The following is a 13,618-nucleotide window of genomic DNA, read 5'->3' on the forward strand; positions in this document are numbered from 1 at the left end:
GGAACCTCCCCGCACAGCCATAGACCCGACACGGCGAAACGAAGGATGCATGACATGAACAGACTGAATGGAAAGACCGCCGTGATCACCGGCGGCGCTACTGGCATCGGCCGCGCCGCAGCGAAGCGCTTCATCGAGGAAGGCGCCTTCGTCTTCCTATTCGGCCGCCGGCAGGAAGCGCTCGACGCCGCTGTAGCCGAGCTTGGGCCCAATGCCCGCGCGGTGGCGGGCTCGGTCTCCGATGAGGCCGACCTCGACCGGCTCTACGCGGCGGTCAGCCGTCCGCAAGGGTCGTCGCGCGGGCCTTCACTGGAGCAAAAGTGGTCAAGGGCTTCAACCATCTGGTTGCGGCCGTCCTCGACCAGTCCCCGGCCGTACATGGTGGCAGAAGAGTCGTATTCCTGGCGAGCGACGACGACAATGCTGCATCGCAAATCGGTACGCTCGCGGAAAATCTCGGCTTCGCACCGATCAAGCTTGGCGGGCTTTCGGAAGGCGGGCTGCTCGTCCAGGCGCACGGAAATAGCTGGGGTCATCTGATCTTCAAGGACCTGGTCAAGTTCGGCTGACGAACAGGACGTACCCACCGGCAGGGGCACGATGCACGGATCGGATCGAGCGCGATGCGGTCCGTGCGAAATGGAGAAATTCCCATGAGCATTGAGAAGAACGTTCAGACCGTGAAGGACTTCTTCGCCGCGATCGGCCGCGGCGACAGGAAGGCACTGCTGGCACTAGTCGCCGAAGACATCGAGTGGATCATCCCGGGCGAAGACTGGCCGCTGGCCGGCATACACCGCGGACATGCGGGGCTGGCGGATTTGCTTGAGACCTCATCCAAGTCGATAGAAACGTCCACAGAACCGCGAGAGTTCGTGGCGCAGGGAGATCGAGTCCTGGTCGTCGGTTTCGCCAGGGGGAAGATCAAGGCCACGAACAGAACGTTCGAGGATGACTGGATCTTCGCCATCACGGTCCGAAACGGCAGGCTGACCAGCATCCGGGAATATGTCGATACGCAGGCACTGGCTCGGGCCGCGCAGGTGGACGCGTCCGGGCCGGCATAGCGCTGACCATCTGCGGCCATCGCATCGGAGCATACGGTGGATCAGCCTTGCATCGCCTCTCGCACCCCGCGCGCCCTCGTCGACTGCTCAAACGTAAAGGAGAGCCCGATGTACGACCAATCCAAGCTATCCGAATTAATCCGGTTCGCACGCGTCGATGCGGGCTGCACCGTCATCGACGTTTACCCAGGCGACGGCGACTGGACCCGCCTCTTCTCCGACGTCGTGGGACCCGAAGGACGGGTCTACAGCTTCGTGCCGGCCGAAGTCGCCCACTTCAAGAACGATCCGGTCGGCAGCATGCGGACGCTTGCGAAGGAGCCGGGCCGAGAGAACGTCGAGGCCGTCTCGGCGGACCTCGTGGCGATGCCGAAGGCCACGCAGCCCGCGGATGTCCTGTGGCTGCACCTGTTTTACCACGATCTCCACACCGCGCTGATCCAGGACAAGGGCGCGACGGCGGCCAACTTCAATCGAGCCGTCTACGAGCGGCTTAAGCCGGGTGGGTCCTACGTCATCGTCGACCACGCCGCCGCCGCTGGGTCGGGCACGAGCGACGCCCAGTCGCTGCATCGGATCGATCCCGCGTCCGTCCGCGAGGAGGTCGAGGCGGCCGGCTTCGTGCTGGACGCGGTAAGCACCATACTCGCGAACGAGGACGATCCGCACTCGATCAAGGTGTTCGATCCCTCGATCAAGGGCAAAACCGATCGCTTCGCCTATCGGTTCGTGAAGCCCTGACAGGCCCCGGCTCCGACTTCATGTCGATCTCCCCGACAGTCGGCTTCGCTTCAGGGAGCGCCAGTTCCGAAAAGTGCCGTCGGATATGATCCAGCTTGGGATCGATGTAGCGGCGGCAGAAGGGCCTGCTCGGGTCGGTTCGATAGTAGTTCTGGTAACGCTCGTCCGACGCCCTGAAACCTTTAAACGGGAGGACCAGGGTGTGCACCGGCTTGCCCGACGCGTCGGTGAAGCGGTCGATCGCCAGTTCGGCCTCCGGCCGCTGGCTCTCTTCAAAGATGTAGATCGCGCTGCGGTACTTGCTGCGAGGTGAGCGGGCCCTGGCAGCGGAATGCGTTCTGAGATGCACCTCGGACAGCGTCGCCAACGGAACAACCGATGGATCGAAGGTGACGATCACCCCTTCTGACCAGGTATCTGCCGGCGCGTCCGACTGGACAAAGCCCTGGTCGACCTGGGCGACGCCGCGCAACGCCTGGAACACTCCTTCTGTGCACCAATGGCATCCCCCTCCAAAGCCGGCCTTCGCCATCATCACCTCCCACGCCCAACCTCCAACCCGTCACGAAGCGAAGCGCCGCCCTCTTCCTCTAAAGGGGGCAGCGCAACGGACCGGCGAACCAGAAAGGCACGGAAGCGCAAAGCCGGAGATACGGAAAACCGCATCCCCGGCTTCGCGGAAATCAGGCGGCTCGATCGAGCAGCTTCTTCGCCTTGCCCTCCATGTCGAGGCGGGCGTCCTGATGGGGCTTGTCGCGCGCGACGGCGGTGATGCCCTGCACGAAATCGAAGATGGACTCCGGAGGGCGGCCTTCCTCGGCCAGCACTCTGTCGATGATCTTGCCAGTCTCGGCCTTGGAGAAGCCGCGCCGACGCAGGAAGTCGGTGCGGTCTTCGTCGGTCCTGGCGACGATCCGCTCGCGGGCGGCCCTGATGCCGTTGACGAACGGCAGGGGTGAGGAATTCGCGAAGTTCAGCAGCGCCGGGGCCGCCTCGTGCGCGAAGCGGTTGGCGGCATATTTGGAGTGGCGGATGGTGATTTCCTCGAAATCCTCCACGCCCCACAAATTGCGATTCTGGCAGACCGCCCGGAGATAGAAGCTCGCCATGCCGAGCGTCTTGGCGCCAACCTCGGAATTCCAACAATAGAATCCGCGGAAATAGAGATCCGGCGAGCCGTCAGGCAGGCGGCCAGCTTCGATCGGATTCAGGTCGTCGACCAGGAACAGGAAGACGTCGCGGTCGGAGGCATAGAGCGTGGTCGTATCCTTGGTGATGTCGACCCGCGGATTGTAGATGCCGGTCGACCAATCGAGCACGCCCGGCACCTTCCAGCGGGTGTCGCCCGTGCCATTGCCCGCGATACGCTGCACCGCCTCGACCAGTTCGTGGTCGAAGATCCGGCCGTAATCCGGGCCGGTGACGGCGCGCAGTTCGACGCGGCCAGTATCGGTTTCCAGCGTCTTGATCTGCTCGGCCCGACTGGAGGTCAGGCCGTATTGCAGGTTGATGGCGGCGAGCGCGGCCGGGAGCTGTCGCAAATAGGCGGCTGGTGCGCCGACCAGGCTGGCGAGCTGGCCGAAGGACCAGTGCGTCGGCGCGATTGACGCATCGGTGCCTGGCAGGATCAGCGCCAGCCGCTCCGAATCGTTGCGGTTCGCCTCGACGTGGATGAGCGCGCTTTCCACCACCCGCGTCCGGCTTCGTTCGGTGCGGTCGCGAACCGTGTGGGCCAGTTCCGACAGGGAGAGATAGCGCTCGTCGGCCGGACGCGAGAACCATTCCGACGAGACGCGGCCGATCCACTCCCCCCGGCTGACATCGACCTTGTAACCGCCGTTTGTGTCGCGGCGGGCGTCGAGGACTGAATCTTGGGACATGGGAACAATCTCCATGACGGGCGCCGGAGACCTCTTCTCCAGTCCTCAACCCGTCACGGAAATCAGTCCACTCTCTCACTCTCAGCAGGGCGTTGCGGGGCAGCCGCCCCGCAGAAGGGGTCGGTCGAGACCAGCGGGCTCGGGCGCAGGGGAAGGCTTTCCCCTCAAGGTCTAGTCCGGAGTAGAGATGCCTACTCTGGGCACGTTTCATGTCGAGCAAGTCGGATAGTGAAGAATCGTGTATTGGAAGAGTTAGTGCGATCGCAAAGGAAAACAGGTGGGCGACGTTTCAACCGAGAAAGAAACTTTCCGGGTGCTCAGCTTAGATGGCGGAGGCGCAAAGGGCTTCTACACACTGGGCGCGCTGAAGGAGATTGAAGCGCTCGCGGGTTGTAGATTGTGCGAGAAATTCGACCTGATCTACGGGACTTCGACTGGCTCCATCATCGCCGCGCTACTAGGCCTTGGGAAATCGGTGGACGAAATTGAGGCGCTCTACCGCAAGCATGTGGTGACCGTCATGTCGGCTTGGCGCCCGAGCCAAAAGACCGCGGCACTCGATGCGCTCGCAGCAGATGTTTTCCGGGAGCTGCGTTTCGACGCCTTCAAGACGGACATCGGCATTGTTGGCACGAGATGGAAGGAGGAGCGTCCCATCATCTTCAAGACGAACCGGCGTCAGGCTTTTCGTGGCAAGGCGACGTTTGAGCCCGGCTTTGGTTGTACGATCGCCGACGCGGTGATCGGGTCGTGCTCGGCGTATCCATTCTTCGAGAAGAAATTTGTAACTACCTCCGCAGGTGAGAGGATCGAGGTCCGGGACGGCGGTTTTGTCGCGAACAATCCTACGCTCTACGCAATCGTTGACGCGATTGAATCGTTGGGGATCGCGAGGAGCGATGTTCGCGTGGTGAGCATCGGCGTTGGCGAATATCCGTCACCGAAGCTTCCGACCTGGAGCGTTCGAAAATGGGCAAGCAAGCTGCCGACGATGGTCTTCCTTCAAAAGACGATGGAGATCAGCGCCCAGTCGATGGATCAGTTGCGGCGCGTGATGTTTCGAGATGTTGCGACGGTTCGGGTTCACGCCCGATATACCCAGCCAGAGATGGCGACGGACATGTTGGAAGTCGATTTGGAAAAGCTTGGCTTGCTGTGGCAGCGCGGGCGCGATTGCGCGCGCGAGGCGGAGGAGGAACTGAAGTCGTATTTGGCTTAAACGGGGGGAATTATGGCGATCGCGGAAGCGCAACTCGAGACGTGGTCTCAGCAAGGCAAGACGGGCCAGTTCACGGACACCTATAATTCAATTAGGGGGAATCTTCTCGACGGGTCGGCCTTCTATCCGGTGAAGGACATAGAAGTTCACCTGCAGGGCTCTTACGGCAACGATACGAACGTGTGGGCGGACAGCGACGTGGACGTCGTCCTCTGCCACAATGGCGCGTTCTACTACGATATTTCCGCGATGAGCCAAGCCGAACAGGATGCCTTCAAGGGCGTCTTTTCAGCAAATGCCGCATACGGTTATAACGAGTTCAAAGGCGATGCCGAGAGGTACATCAATCAACTGTACAACGGTGTCGTTGCGGGCGGAAAGGCGCTGCATGTTCCGGGAAATAATGGTCGCCGCAACGCGGACATACTCATCTGCCAGCAATTCCGGCGTTACTATTCCTATCAATCCGGCGTTCACGGCTACCATTCCGGGGTAGCGTTTTACGTGAACGGATCACGGATCGAGAATTTTCCGAAGCAACACTCGGACAACTGCACCGCAAAGCATCAGGCCACGAACCAGAACTTCAAGCGTGTGGTCCGGATCTTCAAGAACATGCGCAACACGATGATCGGCAAGGGGTTGCTCGCCGACAAGATCGCGCCCTCATACTTCATCGAGGGGATGCTTTCGAATGTGCCGAACGACAAATTCGTGGGCAGCTATCAGGATATGTTCGTCGAGTGCTTCAATTGGGTCGTGAACGCGGATCGGACGAAGTTGACGACCGCGAGCCAACTCCATTGGCTCGTAAGGGATGGTTCCTCGGTCTGCTGGTCGACGGCTAGCTTCGATGACTTCACGGCAGCGCTCAAGGAATTTTGGGAGAGTTGACGAACAGCGCGTAGTCGGGATCGGGACGAGACAGGTCGAGGATTTCGGGATCAAAGGTGTAACCGACGAAGTCGCGGACGTGCGGAGGCAGTTTACAGGCGAAGACCTGGCGGCAGGTGCAGGTCAAAGCCTCGTTTCGTTAGGAACAGGAACCGGGTGACGGCTGCGATCGCTTCCCGGCCGATGGCCGCGCGTGGACGTGTTTGCGATGCTGTCGATCAGCGTTCGTTATTGTCGTCTTCATAGTTGGACCAATCGTCGGCAGGCGCATAATATTCTGCCGCGTCGTAGGTCTGGGTTTTCTTGTAGCGATCGCTGAGACCCACGACAGCGAGTCTTGAGAGACCGGCGATCTTGAGACCGCATGCGACGCATTCGAAGTGGGTCGGAAGATACTCTTGGGTTTCGATGATTTCGTCGTCGTCGAGCTTCTGTGTTGGAGCAGAAACTGGCTCCCCCAGGACAAGAGCCGCCGAGCCGCACGATGGGCAGTCGACTCGGTGGCCGTTCTGACGGGTGGCCCACACTGCGGCCTGGGTTTGTAGCGTCGAGCGGTCGTCATCGAGCTTGGCGTTCCAGACCTTTTTGTGCGCCTCTACATCGCCCTTTACGGCCTTCGCGCTTTCGTCGTCGGCTGCGTCGATAAGCTTTTTTGCAACCTCCGCTTCGTCTTCACCTACGAACTCTGGGAGCGTCACTCCCATTGATGTCAGGAGGATCGCACAAGTCTGATAAAAACGTGGCTGCCAAGTCGACCCCTTGACGCCGTCGAATGCCAGCACGCCATCGTCTTCGCCATAGAATTCACAGAAAGGATGATGCGCGTCGTTGCCGTCCTGCCCGACGAACCGGAAGTGAGATTGCCTGATCAGCTTTTGCGTTGCGCGGGCGCGAGCCGAACGCACGACATGAGCGCCGGTGCTGCCGCACGACGAACATCGAACGTCCGAGCGAATCCAGTCGCTCCATTTGGGATCTATTTCGGGAACCTGCTCGGCGGCAATGGGCTGCCTTCCGCTCAGCAACCATGCGAGTTGCTCGACGTCGATCTCGCGAGCGTAGTGTTGCGAGTAAGCAGTGGTTGCCATAAATCCTCCTAGAATGACCTTCTATGTTCGTTGGACGTGTTGCCATTTGTCTTGGCGCAATGCTTCCACCGAGTTGTTGTTCTGAGTGAGAAGCGCGCTCTACGCCGCAGGCGTGAAGCGGACGCTCGGCGATATAATTCTTATAGTTTTCGTCGCGCGCGTGAGCGCTACATACAAATCCTTGCCGCTCATTGCGTCGGTTGATGTCACGATGGCTCGGTCGAACTCCAAACCTTTCACCAAGAGCGTGCTTCCAATACTGCGGATTCCCAATCGGCGACCGGCGTGACGACTTCGATTTTGAACCTCCCAGATCGACGCGTGGAGGCTCGGGGGTTGGGTCTTCGTCGTGGTCTGGAGGGCCGATTGCATCGCAAAGTACATTTCGCGGCGGTAGATGCGGACGCCCGGCCGATCTCGCAGCGCCTGGAGGAAGGCGAGCATCGAGTCATCGCCACCGTCCTGGATGATCGCATCGGTGAGCTGCAAAAGATCGCCGAATTTAGCCTGGCCCAAGCGGCGGCCCTGTTGGCGGGCGTCAACGGCGCGCTGGAGTTCTGCCTTGTCGGCCCCGATCATACATTTGGCGGCGAAAGCCAGGAGCATCTTGAAACGCGCTTGTCCGACCGACCCATCAATGGCTCTGGCCGTGGCGAAAAGCGTCTTGCAGCCGACCGCCTCGATATTGACGAACCCTTGCTGTGCGAGCTTCTGCGCCAGCGCCGATCGACGGTTTTCGCTAGTGCTGTCGCCGATGACTATGAGGTTTCCAAGCAGGTCATCGCGCATCGATTCGAGGCATTGCCGGACTACTGTAGCCTGCTGATGGCGCGGATCGGCGGGCAAGGCGGTCCAGGTTACGCAACTTGGACGATTGCTGAGATCAAGAATTTCGCCCTTCTGAAGCGCCAGCCGCACGGCTCGAAGCCATTCGGCGAGATCCTCGTTCCCGGCGTTCTTCCATCGCCATGGAGTTGCCAGTTCGGCTGCTTGTCCAAAGTTTGGAAAGACATCCTTCTCCCAGCTAACCGGCGTTTGGCCCCGGAAGTCGAAGATGGCCTGAAGCGGGTCGCCAAAAACGCACGTCGGCAAATGATTGGCGAGCCGTCGGATCACATCGTGCTGCTGCAGGGTGCAATCTTGGTACTCGTCAACGAAGCAGCCACCATATGAAGAATTGATCACCCCATCCACGGCGCCACTATCGAGTAGGCAGGCTCCGGCGGCATAAACTGCGTCCCACTCCGCCGTGGAGTTGGGGGCGGTCGAAAGGATGCCGGAGCGCCGAGGAAAGGAAGCCGCAAACCGGAGGCACCAGCCGGCGATCGTGTCGATGCGATACTTACCGCTAGGAATTTGAAGTTTCTTGAGGCGTCGCGTGAGCGCGTCGACGCCGGCATGCGTGTGCGTAAGAATGAGCCGGCGATGTTCGGACACGCCCACCGCACGGGCAATTTGCTCGGTTTTCCCGCAGCCAGCGGCCGCAATGATGCTCCCCCGTCGAACGCCGGCCGCCAATCGCGCAATATCTGCGTCTACCTCAGGAGCCATCGATCCATGTCCGCATGGCATCGAGCCCTTGGGCGAGTGGAGTTGCAGCCACGTTGGCCAAATGGGGGCCGACAACTGATGCCAACCCTTCGCCGCGTGAAATGTCCTTGAACCAACTCTTGTCGTTCGCGACCTTACCAATCAGCCGACGCAAATCCACGGTGTCGCGCTCCGGTCCCAGCTTGGCGGCGGAAACGGTCGGAAGGCCGGCGGCGTTCAAGGCATTGTCGAGGACGGCGATGACGCTGTCCTGTCCGACGCACTCGATTGCGAGGGCAATCAGTGCGCGTACTCCGGCCCAGGGTAGGTCGAGAAACAGCCGTTGCTCGGTCGAGCAGTTGTCAGGCCATTGCCAGAAGGCCGCGCCTTTGTCGGTCGCTCTGCGCAAGGCCTCCGCGTTTGGCGGCTGGTCGGAGTCCAGAAGAAGCCAGACCTCGTATCCAAGATCGCGAAGATGCTCGGCGATAAGTGGGGCCTTATCCTTGCCCCCGCCATCGATCGGGACCGCTCCCTGCAATGCGAACGAATCTCGGCCGCTAGTATGCCACCATCCATCTAGCCCGCGCATAAGGCCCTGTTCCGTTCGCCCCTCGCCAACAAGAACCTTGCGCGCGAGGAAGGCCTCAGGCGTTCCGCGAAGGTGACGCTGCGCCGTGTCGAGGTCTCTGGCCAGTCCCGAAACTGACGCCACGGTCGTCACACCCGCTGACGATCGAACGGCAAAAATATCCGAGGCGGTTAGCTCGCGGATGACGACTGGCGAGTGTGTCGTCACGAACATCTGCGGCTGGACGGCACCTTCCCCGCCCTTGGGCGTTTTCAGATACTTGAGCAGCCGGGCGACGCGATGCGGTTCCAGACCATGTTCGATTTCGTCGACGATAGCGATATGAGGCGGGCCGGCGTCGTGCTGAAGCGCGGACACGAGAAGGCGAGAGGACCCAGTTCCAAGTCGGCGGAGTGGAAGGTTGCCGTCATGCAATGCAATCCCGCCAGAGGTGATGCTGACCCCTTGAACGTCCAGTTCGGCTGTGAATTTCCCTCGGACGGGCACGGCGAATAGCTTGCTCAGCTCCTCTGCCCGGTCGACGGCTTTTTTGAAGATACCTTGATCGCCGGCCTTGAAGGCTGTGCGGGCCGCCCGGCCGGCTTCCGCCAGTTGAAGGCTATATCCCTCACCAGCCTCGCCGATGCGTGTCAGGACGGAGGTTCGGCCCCAGCCGAGATGTCGTTCGGCATACGGTCCCAAGCGATTGGTGCCCATCCGCTTGGCGTCTTTGTAACGTACGGTCGGTGGGTCCTTGTCGATGGCATCGATACGATCATTGTGGATCGACCATCGCGCCTCTAGCGATTGATCGATAACTACGGTGATGGATAGCGCGTCTTCCAAACCCGCGCCGGACTCGTCCTCGATTTTCGTAGCTGCCTGGTTCCAGCCCCGAAGGTGTAAACCGTATCGGTCCTCGGCTTTGAAGTCGCCGGGTAGCCCGGCCAACGTTACAGTGATCCGCAACGGCTTCTCGATATCGAGGTCGAAGAAGTCGCAATCATCGGCGAAGCTATACGAGCGGGGATTTAGACACAGCTCGATGGCATCGAGGATGGTCGTTTTTGTGGAGTCGCCGGGGCCGATCAGGCAGTTCATGCCCGCCGCAGGTGCCCAAACCAGAGATTTGATTCCACGGAAGTTCTGGACCTCCAGATAGACGATGCGCATTCCTGCCCCCAGGCCGCTGACGCAGATCGTCAGTCAAAGTTCTTTCTCATGCCAAATCGCTCACAAGGATCCTCGATCCGGGTAACTAGCGCCCACGGGCACCGCCGATCTGCGCGCCGATGCGCGGCCGACGAGCCGATTTCTGCGGTGCGGCACCGTCATCGCCGAGATGGTGAATTCGCAGAGCAGGACGCTCCGGCAGTTTGACGGTCAATTCGAGCTTACCCCCCACCGCCTCGACATAGCTGCGAAGCGTCGAGAGATACATGTCGGTCTGCTTCTCAATTTTAGAGACCGAAGGCTGCTTGATATTGAGCGCGGAGGCGATATCGGCCTGGGCCTTACCCGCTATCTGGCGCAACTCGCGCAGGCCTTCGACCTCCTGCTTGAGCTCCTGATAGCGCGTATCGATCGCGACCTGCTCCCCCGGAGGCAGCGTTGCGATGAAGTCGTTCAGGTTCCGGCCCATCTCACTTTCCCTTCTTTACGGCTTTCAGGCTTTCCAGATGCTCGGAAAACCGGAAATCCGCTTTTGCTATCAGCTTCCTATAGAAGCGTTTCTGGCTTCCGCCCGACTTGTCTCCTGCTACCAGCAGGATTGCTCTTCGTTCTGGATCGAAGGCGAAGGCTGCGCGCCATTCGCCGTCGGCCACTTCGAACCGCAGCTCCTTCATATTGGCATGGCTAGACCCCTTGAGCGTATCGGCATGGGGCCGACCAAGCTGCGGGCCGTAATCCGACAGCAGCTTGGCAACCGCGAGCAACGCCTCGCGGACATCGCGCTCAAAGGCCAAAACCTCGCCCTCAAAGGCCGGGTGGATTTGGACTTCCCACTTCATATAGCCTCCGGGCTATGTCGGGTCAATGGGAAGGATGCGCGGAGCGGCCGGCGACGCCGTGGTCACGCGACGGCAACTTTCGGCCCAAACATCGAGATCATCGACCGCGTAGCGGACCCATTTTCCAAACTTGTGAAATACGGGTCCGCCACCCAGCGAGCGGTAGCATTCCAGCGTATGCCCTTCGAGGGCGAGGTAGCGGGCGGCCGCCTCGGTATCGACGAAGCGGATCGGGCCTGCGTCATCGACAAACCTCGCGCGACGCAGGATGTCCGCCGTAGGCCACCGGCGCCGCTGGTTGGCGTCCTTACGCATGGCTCGCCTCCTTTGGCTCGTCGTGCTTGGTGCCGGGCGGAACGGCGCGATTGTCGCCGGAGCGATGACGGAACGGCCGATAGTTTCCGAGCTTGGTGCGCGAACCATACTGGCCGTCCTCGTAGCCGAGGGGTTTGCCGGTCGCGGTCAACACCGGCTCGATAACCTCGACTTCGGGCGCAACCGAAGGCACTTCCACAACCGGCGCCCGCGTAGGTGTGGGAGGCGGGCTCGCCGAGTGACCGCCAAGCAGAGCCTGCCGTCGCTGGTTCACCGCCTCCGCTGCGGCTCGCACCGGGTCGTCCTCGGTGTGGACGTACTTCATGAACATAGTCACCGTCTTGTGGGCGGTGAGCGCCATGCCGACTTTCACCGGGATGCCGGAGTTTGCAATGTCGGTCGCCGAGCGATGCCGGATGCCGTGAGTTCCGATATGCGGGAGGCCTGCACGCTCAAGGATGCGTCGCCAGCCCTGATAATAGGTGTGCTTCGACATCGGCAGGTCGGGGTCGAAGACGGACGGGCAGACGAAAGGCGATTCCTCAAGGAGAGGAGCGGTCTCGAACAGCCGCTGCGCTTCGGCACTCATGGGTTTGGACATGCCGCCGGTCTTGCTGTCGGGCCAGACGACGCGCCGGTTGTCGTAATCGACCCACGACCATTCGAGCTGGATGATCTCCGACATGCGCGCCGCGAATTCGAACTGGAGCCGGATCGCGAGGAGGATGAAGGGATGCTCAAGGCCCTCCGCCTCGGCGCGCGCAAGGTAGGCGAAGAGCTTCTTCATCTCGCTGTCGGTGATCAGCCGGGTCTTTCCCCGTTCCGGGTACTTCGGGACGTGGCGGCATGGGTTCGACCCGTCGGCGCGCATGCCCCAGACCTCGGCCATGTTGAACATCTTCCGCACGGCCGCCAGGACGCGGTTCGCGTTCGTGGGCTTGTGCGACATCTTCTTCATCAGATTCGAGATGTCGGCGCGGGTGACGTCGGGCACCTTCAGTTGGCCGAGCACCGGGATAATGTAGCGCTTGCCGTAGCCGCGGTTCGAATGAACGGTGGACGGCTTGTTGCGGCTCTCCGAGTAGTCGGTGATGAAGCGGTCGAAGAGTTCTTTGACCGTGGGTGCCTGCCGAGCTGTGGCCCGCTCGGCGCTGGGATCGAGGCCGCGGCGAACCTCGGCCAGCCAGTCCTGAGCGATCCCGCGGGCCTGCTCGACGGTGATCTCGCCGTAGCGGCCAATAGCGGGCTTTCGGCGCTGCCCGTTATGGGCGACATAGGCCACCATGAAAATCTTGCGACCGGCCGGGGTGACCTTGACAAGGAAGCCGGGTATCGTCGTATCCCGGAGTTCGTAATCGCGCTCCTGCGGGGTTGCGGCGTCTACAGCGGTCTTGGTGAGTTTGATTTTGGGCATTCCTAACCTCCGATGAGGTCGGATTTCAGGTGCAACATAGGTGCACCTAGAAAGCCAACCGTGGCGTACATCCGGTTAGGTATGGGTGACTCGATATCCGAAAAAAGCTAGTGCTGACAGTCGGTTATCGGGAAAACGGATACCCCCGGATACACAAAGGATAGGGCATCTGGGGTCTCTCAAAATCCGCCTCTGGCAACAGATTGTCGGTTCGAGTCCGACCACCCGTACCAGTCTTCGGCGTAGTGAAGGCCAATGTCATGGGGTCGACGGCGGCCCGGTGATAGGGCATCGCATCTCCTGATGTCGGCAATCGCTCTGCTTCGCTCGAAAACCGCGGCTTCGCACGAGGCGGTGGACTTCATCTTCGGCACTCATGATCTTGGTGATGCGGCTGCCTACGGGCGCTTCCTGCAGGCGCATGCACGCGCGCTTCCACAGGCGGAGGCGATGGCTGTGTCGGTCTGGCCTGCACTTCGGCGACGTACGCCGCTTCTCGCTGCCGACCTCGACGCGCTTGGCTTGCCTGCCGAGCTTGCGGTCGACTCCGGCGGAGAAGGAACGCCGGCGCACTGGGGCGCACTGTACGTGGTCGAAGGATCGCGCCTGGGTGGTGGCCTTCTGGCGAAGCGCGTGGGTCAGGGCCTGCCCGTCGCCTATCTTTCCGCAGTCCATGAGCCTGGCGAATGGCGCGCGATGCGCCAGGCGATCGATCGGGCTGCCGATGGGCAGGACAAGGGCTGGCTGGAAGAGATGGTGGCGGGTGCGCAGGCCACTTTCGCGCTATATGCGGCAGCGGCGCGCGACGAACGGGCCGTTTGAGCGGCGCGCCTTGCCGCCGCATACCAGCACCGACGTGGGCGTTGCGGTATCACCTACCCGACTCCCGC

The 13,618-nt window shown here is 61.2% G+C and carries 14 protein-coding genes and 1 pseudogene; 6 read left to right on the top strand and 9 right to left on the bottom strand.

The genetic code is table 11. The features are described 5' to 3' along the window. Positions 1-54 precede the first annotated feature (54 nt). The 3 genes from BMX36_RS22025 to BMX36_RS02830 all read left to right on the top strand — a co-directional run bounded on the left by BMX36_RS22025 (position 55) and on the right by BMX36_RS02830 (position 1,808). Positions 55-540, top strand: coding sequence for an SDR family NAD(P)-dependent oxidoreductase (locus tag BMX36_RS22025; RefSeq protein WP_256210633.1), 486 nt, complete (start codon positions 55-57; stop codon positions 538-540). Positions 541-653: 113 nt separating this feature from the next. Next, entirely contained in the window at positions 654-1,067 is a 414-nt protein-coding gene (locus BMX36_RS02825; RefSeq protein ID WP_052818858.1) for a nuclear transport factor 2 family protein, read from the top strand. A gap of 108 nt (positions 1,068-1,175) precedes the next feature. Then, positions 1,176-1,808 carry a class I SAM-dependent methyltransferase gene (locus BMX36_RS02830; RefSeq protein WP_052818857.1) on the top strand — a complete coding sequence of 211 codons (633 nt, stop codon included), beginning with the start codon at positions 1,176-1,178 and terminating at the stop codon, positions 1,806-1,808. Here the strand turns inward: BMX36_RS02830 and BMX36_RS02835 are convergent. Together BMX36_RS02835 and BMX36_RS02840 are read right to left on the bottom strand one after the other, a co-directional pair. Next, positions 1,762-2,340 carry a peptide-methionine (S)-S-oxide reductase gene (locus tag BMX36_RS02835; protein ID WP_218142126.1) on the bottom strand — a complete coding sequence of 193 codons (579 nt, stop codon included), beginning with the start codon at positions 2,338-2,340 and terminating at the stop codon, positions 1,762-1,764. The two genes, BMX36_RS02830 and BMX36_RS02835, sit on opposite strands and share 47 nt — an antisense overlap. 151 nt (positions 2,341-2,491) lie before the next feature. Then, the gene (locus BMX36_RS02840; RefSeq protein WP_052819698.1) at positions 2,492-3,688 is read right to left on the bottom strand and encodes a hypothetical protein; all 1,197 of its coding nucleotides are present in this window, start codon (positions 3,686-3,688) and stop codon (positions 2,492-2,494) included. 277 nt (positions 3,689-3,965) lie between these two features. Between BMX36_RS02840 and BMX36_RS02845 the strand changes: the two genes are divergently transcribed. Next, positions 3,966-4,907 (top strand): patatin-like phospholipase family protein, encoded by a 942-nt coding sequence (locus tag BMX36_RS02845; protein ID WP_052819633.1) that lies wholly within the window; start codon positions 3,966-3,968, stop codon positions 4,905-4,907. Between the two features lie 12 nt (positions 4,908-4,919). Then, the gene (locus tag BMX36_RS02850) at positions 4,920-5,801 is read left to right on the top strand and encodes a nucleotidyltransferase domain-containing protein (protein WP_052819632.1); all 882 of its coding nucleotides are present in this window, start codon (positions 4,920-4,922) and stop codon (positions 5,799-5,801) included. 218 nt (positions 5,802-6,019) lie between these two features. Here BMX36_RS02850 and BMX36_RS22030 read toward each other — a convergent pair whose 3' ends face one another. The 7 genes and pseudogenes from BMX36_RS22030 to BMX36_RS02885 form a co-directional block, all read right to left on the bottom strand. Then, positions 6,020-6,889 (bottom strand): hypothetical protein, encoded by an 870-nt coding sequence (locus BMX36_RS22030; protein ID WP_256210635.1) that lies wholly within the window; start codon positions 6,887-6,889, stop codon positions 6,020-6,022. A gap of 99 nt (positions 6,890-6,988) precedes the next feature. After that, positions 6,989-8,440, bottom strand: a complete 1,452-nt coding sequence (locus BMX36_RS02860) for a UvrD-helicase domain-containing protein (RefSeq protein ID WP_052819626.1) — start codon at positions 8,438-8,440, stop codon at positions 6,989-6,991. Continuing rightward, positions 8,430-10,160 (bottom strand): ATP-dependent nuclease, encoded by a 1,731-nt coding sequence (locus tag BMX36_RS02865; RefSeq protein WP_052819625.1) that lies wholly within the window; start codon positions 10,158-10,160, stop codon positions 8,430-8,432. Before BMX36_RS02865 ends, BMX36_RS02860 begins: the two co-directional genes overlap by 11 nt. Before the next feature lie 85 nt (positions 10,161-10,245). Continuing rightward, the gene (locus BMX36_RS02870) at positions 10,246-10,629 is read right to left on the bottom strand and encodes an XRE family transcriptional regulator (protein WP_082178886.1); all 384 of its coding nucleotides are present in this window, start codon (positions 10,627-10,629) and stop codon (positions 10,246-10,248) included. A 1-nt stretch (position 10,630) separates the two neighbouring features. Further along, positions 10,631-10,999, bottom strand: a complete 369-nt coding sequence (locus tag BMX36_RS02875; RefSeq protein ID WP_052819624.1) for a type II toxin-antitoxin system RelE/ParE family toxin — start codon at positions 10,997-10,999, stop codon at positions 10,631-10,633. Between the two features lie 12 nt (positions 11,000-11,011). Continuing rightward, positions 11,012-11,314 carry a hypothetical protein gene (locus BMX36_RS02880; protein ID WP_052819623.1) on the bottom strand — a complete coding sequence of 101 codons (303 nt, stop codon included), beginning with the start codon at positions 11,312-11,314 and terminating at the stop codon, positions 11,012-11,014. A 244-nt stretch (positions 11,315-11,558) separates the two neighbouring features. Continuing rightward, a pseudogene (locus BMX36_RS02885) lies at positions 11,559-12,728 on the bottom strand (tyrosine-type recombinase/integrase); the annotation flags it as partial. A 303-nt stretch (positions 12,729-13,031) separates the two neighbouring features. Between BMX36_RS02885 and BMX36_RS02890 the strand changes: the two are divergent. After that, positions 13,032-13,550 carry a biliverdin-producing heme oxygenase gene (locus BMX36_RS02890; protein WP_093063613.1) on the top strand — a complete coding sequence of 173 codons (519 nt, stop codon included), beginning with the start codon at positions 13,032-13,034 and terminating at the stop codon, positions 13,548-13,550. The last annotated feature ends 68 nt before the right edge of the window (positions 13,551-13,618 follow it).

Source organism: Sphingomonas sp. OV641 (assembly GCF_900109205.1).
Taxonomy (GTDB): Bacteria; Pseudomonadota; Alphaproteobacteria; order Sphingomonadales; family Sphingomonadaceae; genus Sphingomonas.